This is a genomic window from Catenovulum agarivorans YM01, assembly GCF_000281085.1.
Lineage (GTDB): Bacteria > Pseudomonadota > Gammaproteobacteria > Enterobacterales > Alteromonadaceae > Catenovulum > Catenovulum agarivorans.
The window spans coordinates 1-4,791 of sequence record NZ_JH767524.1 but is presented as its reverse complement, the minus strand read 5'-3'; the positions used below and the strand labels follow the sequence as shown (position 1 = coordinate 4,791).

General features: G+C 39.8%; 3 protein-coding genes. All 3 read left to right on the top strand.

Going from position 1 to position 4,791, the window contains the following annotated elements; translation table 11 throughout:
• The coding region (locus WSC_RS25125) for an RICIN domain-containing protein (protein ID WP_040394048.1) at positions 1 to 1,264 on the top strand (1,264 nt) is incomplete at its 5' end.
• 100 nt (positions 1,265 to 1,364) lie between these two features.
• Positions 1,365 to 2,078, top strand: a complete 714-nt coding sequence (locus WSC_RS0106150) for a DUF6445 family protein (protein ID WP_016955042.1) — start codon at positions 1,365 to 1,367, stop codon at positions 2,076 to 2,078.
• A gap of 391 nt (positions 2,079 to 2,469) precedes the next feature.
• On the top strand, positions 2,470 to 4,773 hold the full coding sequence (locus WSC_RS0106145) for an AAA family ATPase (protein WP_016955041.1): 2,304 nt from the start codon (positions 2,470 to 2,472) through the stop codon (positions 4,771 to 4,773).
• The last annotated feature ends 18 nt before the right edge of the window (positions 4,774 to 4,791 follow it).

Sequence of the window (4,791 nt, the reverse complement as noted above, 5' to 3'; positions counted from 1 at the left end):
AAAAGCCAATACCGGCATTAACTATAAGTGGGACGATAAATTAGTTTATCAAATTCACCATTATGGCCCTGCGGCTGATACTTATGGTCGTGAAAATATCACCAACAACTTAAATATCCCATTAATCATAGGTGAGTATGGTGAGTCGGATAATGGCAATATTGCGGCTATTACCAGTTGGGCTAAACAAAATTTAGCGGGTTATTTCCCATGGTCGTTCAAAAAAATGTCGCACGATCGTACTTTGTGGACTGTTCCGACCAATGCTGACTATGAACAAGTAAAAGCTTATATCAATAACGGCGGTACACCACCCACTCATTTATATGATGCGATGATCAGCTTTGCGCAAAACAACAGCCGTAACGGCCACAGTAGCCACCAATGGCACCAAGGCTTTTATGATGCAGTTAAGCCAGATCCTCAAGCGGCGGGTTGTAGCGGTAGTGCCAGCCATACGGCACCAGGCAAAACTCAAGCTGAACATTATTGTGATATGAATGGCATTGAACACGAAGCAACGTCTGATACAGATGGTGGTGAAAATTTAGGTTGGATCGACGCTGGTGACTGGGTGGAGTTTCAAGTAAATTTTAACCAAACTGCGCAATATCAATTAGACTTTCGAGTAGCTAGCCCAAACGGCGGTGGCCGCATTGAAATGTTATTAAACAATAATTGGGTTGCTGCGGTTGATGTAGCTGCAACCGGTGGTTGGCAAAATTGGCAAACTGTATCTACCTCTGCTTATATCGAGCAAGGCACTTACCGTATGCGTTTAAACTTTACTAGTGCTGGTTTTAACTTTAACTGGTTTGAATTTAGCGCTAATTCAAACGCAACATCGCCTTTGCAAGCAGGCCAGTATTACATTGTTAATCAAGCAAGTGGCAAGGTGTTAGATGTAGCAGGTGTATCTACCACCAATGGTGGCAATATTCACACTTGGGACTATTTTGCCGCGGCCAACCAACAATGGCAGTTAAATCAAATATCCGACAACTTGTTTGAATTGGTTAGTTTAAACAGCAGCTTGTGTTTAGATGTAGACGCAGGCAGCCAGAATGCCCAGCAATGGCAATGTTTTGGCAACCAAAACCAACGTTTTTACATAGAGCCACTGACAGATGGCTTGTACCATATTCGTTCGCAAGCTAGCTCGCAAGTATTACAAGCCAACAGTGCTAATAATGGGGCGAATGTACAAGCGGCGAACGAGCAAAACACCAGTTTGCAAAAGTGGTACTTTAACTCGGTAAACTAATATTTTTTATAGAGTTTAGCTTTTGAATTATCAAATAGAGGGGTTACCCTCTATTTGTGTTGTTAGCGTGTTTAGAAAGTAATATTAGCAAAGAGTATTTATGATTAAGCCGCCAATACAATATAAACTGAATCCACAAGCTAAATGGCATTTAATGCGCATTGGCCACGAAAAAACACCGGTTATTTTAGTTGATAACTTTTTAGCAGATTTAGCGCACATACAAACAATTGCCACACAAGCTAACTTTGTTCAAGAACAGCAAACCTATTATCCGGGCGTGCGCGCCGCATTGCCAGATAACTACGTGGCATTTGTATTGTCACAGTTAAAACCTGTTATTTGTAAATATTATGCAATTGAGCAAAACCGGCCTGTTAAATCAGACAGTTGTTATTTCTCGCTGGTGGCTAAACCTAGCCAACAGCTAACACCTGAACAATGCATACCGCACTTTGATGCACTCAACCCCAAGCAATTTGCCATTATGCATTATCTCAATTCTGGTGATTATTCGGGCACGGGTTTCTTTAGGCACAAACCTACAGGTTGTGAAAATATCCACCAACAAAACATTCAACATTATCAAGCAGTACAGCAAGACCAAGCCGTCGCATGGGGCAGGGCAGAGAAACAATACATTAGTAGCAGCACAGACGAATACGAGCTACTTGGCTCAATTGCCTACAAAACAAACCGGCTAGTGGTTTACCCCGGAACTTTGTTACACTCAGGTTTAATTGACGAAACAAAAGATTTATCGACAGAGCCAAAAAGTGGTCGATTGACAGCGAATATATTTGCGGCGTTTTAAAGTTCAAAGGGGCAAACAATGGATGGGTAACGCCAAGACTTATGAATATCGCAAAGACGGTGAAAACGACTAGCATTATCGCCAGTGGCTGGCCAACGAGTTGTTATTTTTAGGCGCTTATTAGCCGCCAATGTAGGTTGGGTCGAACGAAGTGAATCCCAACAATTTGATGAAACAAGTAAAATATTGGAATGTATGTTTCTTAGTTAAGTAACTAATGTTGTTAGAGAAATAATATATTTGGCAAAACGTTAGCTCATGTGCTTAAAATACAACAAGTAGAAATATGCGCGCAGATTTGGTTGAACGACGGGCAAATCGCGTGAGAACAAATTGTTATGTGCTTTGGCAAGTTGGCATACTTAAGTGTTGAAATACAAAAGGGATATAGATGTTAGAAAGAATACATAGAATAAAAGGAATAGGGCTTTTACATGATGCTGATGCAAGAGCCCATGGGTTACAGAAAGCCAGCTTTATCTATGCAGATAATGGACGGGGTAAATCAACACTAGCTTCATTATTTCGTTCTTGTTCAACAAATAAGCCTGAATTGCTTATAAACCGCCGTACTATTGATGGTAATAACGACCAAGAAGCGATTCTTCAATTTTCTAATGGGCAACGTTCCAGTTTTCAAAATGGTAGTTGGGATGTTGGACGCCCAGAGCTTTTAGTATTTGATGCCGATTTCGTCGAGCAAAATGTTTATGCAGGAGGACAAGTTACTGCCGATCAACGAAAAAACCTACTGCAATTTGCTCTTGGCGAAAATGCAGTTGTTGCGCAACAAGAATATGATCTTGCAGATAATAATGCGAGAACTGCAGCCAGTTCTTTACGAGAAACAAGCAACCAATTGGAAGTGCTGCACAGAGGTTTGACGCAAACTCAATTTGAAAGAATAGCTGAAGTTGTAGATGCAGATGATCAAATATCAGTTCTTAATAGCAAGATCACTGAAGCACAAAACATAGGTCTTATTCAAGCTAAAGCATTGCCTCAAGAATTAGTAATGCCGACACTTAATGTGGACGATGTTTTCAATATTTTATGTACATCCCTTGAAAATATTGATCTAGCTGCAGAACAGCAAGTTAAAGAACATTTAAATACCCACAATAAAAATCGTTTGGAGAAGTGGATAAGTGACGGGCATGCATATGGTGAAGAAGGTAATTGCTTGTATTGTAACCAGCCTCTTGAGGGAGTCGAATTAATCCAAGCATATCGCAGTTACTTTAATCAAGACTATAATCAGCTTAAATCAGATGTTTCTCGGCTGAAAAGCAATATTAACGCAAGCTGCGCTAATGTGATAATTGACAGGTTAAAGGCACGATTTGAAACTGCCAGCGCTGTCATTGATGGATGGCAGGAACATGTAGAGATAACACCGCCAACATTCGATGAAAGCTCGGCAAGGGATGCTCTTTCTAGTATTAGAAATCTTTTAAACACTTTGAGAGAGAACAAAGAAGTTAATTTGCTTGATTCTGTTGGCTCTGAAGAGGATAAAAACGAAGTTGATAGAAAATGGCAGGAAATATTAAACATTGTTGCTGCATGTAACGACCCAATTTCAAATGCTACAACAGTGATAGCAGACTACAAAAATAATTTGGCCGCTATGAGTATTGACAATTTGCGTGATCAAATCCGTGATTTGGAGTGGGCTAAGACACGGTACAGGCAAGATGTTATAGATTTATTTTCACAGCTTGCATTGGATAAAAGTCTAGATGTAGCTGCGAAAACTGAAAAGCAGAGCAAAAAAGATGTCCTGAATCAAATAATGCAAGCAACACTTGAAAGCTATAAAGATCGTATTAATGAACTTTTACGCGGTTTTGGTGCTCAATTTCTTATTCCTAATATAGATTTTAATTACCGAGGTGGTTTGAGAAGTGATTATGTATTGCAAATGCGCGGTGCCAATATTGCTTTAAATGGTGGTGTGCCAGATTTTAAGACTTCTTTGAGCGAAGGTGATAAGAGAACTTTAGCCTTTGCATTCTTTATTGCATCAGCCGAGGCAGACGCTGATCTTGCCACTAAAATAATTGTAATTGACGATCCAATGTGTAGTTTGGATCTTAATCGAAAACAACAAACACGCACTGTATTAAAACGATTACATGATAATTGTGAGCAAATAATAGTTCTCGCACATGATGTTCATTTTCTTCGAAACCTCCGTGATGATGTGCTTCGCACAGAAAACCCAAACAATATTAAGTGTTTAAAATTAAAGTCGGTTGCAAATCGCTATAGCGACTTTGATGAAATAAATCTTGACCAAGAATGTGAGAGTGCATATTTCAAATGTCATAGGATGCTTGATGAATATATGGCAGGAAATGCTCAAAGCAGTATGGAGATAGCTAGATCCATAAGACCGATGCTCGAGGGGTATTTGCACAGAAGGTTCCCTGGAATGATTAATAGCGGTTTACTATTTGGGGAGATAGTAAACCAAATTAATATTGCTCAGCTTCCCAGTCCTTTAGTTCATGCGCAAAATATTACTGCGGAGCTTAATGAAATCAATCGCTATGCTGGCCAGTTCCATCATGATACTAATCCTGCAGCTGATCAGGTTCAGGTTATTGATGGGGAGCTGCTTAACTTTGCGGAAAGAGCTATGAAGGTCGTTCATTGTAGTGGTCAAGTTAAATTGGCCACGGTTTTATAGTTTAGCCAGAAATTTTCT

Excerpts from the sequence above, each read along its gene's own strand:
- WSC_RS0106150 (WP_016955042.1), top strand. The coding sequence starts at position 1,365 with ATGATTAAGCCGCCAATACAATATAAACTGAATCCACAAGCTAAATGG.
- WSC_RS0106145 (WP_016955041.1), top strand. The coding sequence starts at position 2,470 with ATGTTAGAAAGAATACATAGAATAAAAGGAATAGGGCTTTTACATGAT.